The 579-nt window shown below is 49.2% G+C and carries 1 protein-coding gene; it reads right to left on the minus strand.

Annotated features, from left to right (window positions below; all coding sequences use genetic code 11):
• Positions 1–579, minus strand: a 579-nt coding sequence (locus tag A3729_RS08330; RefSeq protein ID WP_156497800.1) for an immunoglobulin-like domain-containing protein, incomplete at both ends; no start/stop codon positions are given.

Here is a 579-nt window from a genome sequence, read left to right on the forward strand (position 1 = left end):
CTAAGTGTGTAAGTTCCGGCGATATCCGGATCGACTGACCCAGTCACTGTGATTGAAGCGCTTAGGTCGCCGTCTGCTGCATCTGAAGCGGTCGCACCAGCATCTGTGTATGGCGTCTGTAGTTCGTGTAGCACTGGATTGTCACCAATAAGTGCAATAGAGGGTACTCCAGTATCCACGACGTTTGCAGTTCGAACTACGGTTGCTGCTGCGTTACCAGATGAGTCAGAAACATTATAGGTAAGGGTGTATGCACCTTGCGTATTGGCATCAACAGTTCCGGTAACGCCAATTGCTGTACTGATATCTCCGTCAGTGTTGTCACTGGCTGTTGCGCCTGGGTCGACGAAGATTGTGCCGACTTCGTGATCCAGCGGGTTCGTTGAGTTAAGGGTGATTACCGGAATAGTTGTGTCACTGACAATAACGGTTCTGGTGAGTTGTGTTGCCGCGTTTCCAGTAGCGTCACTTACATTGTAATTGATGCTATACGTACCGGCAGTATTAACGTCAACAGTACCGCTTGTGACGATGTTTGCACTGATATCACCGTCAATTACATCACTAGCAGTTGCGCCA

It is taken from the genome of Oleiphilus sp. HI0043 (assembly GCF_001634935.1).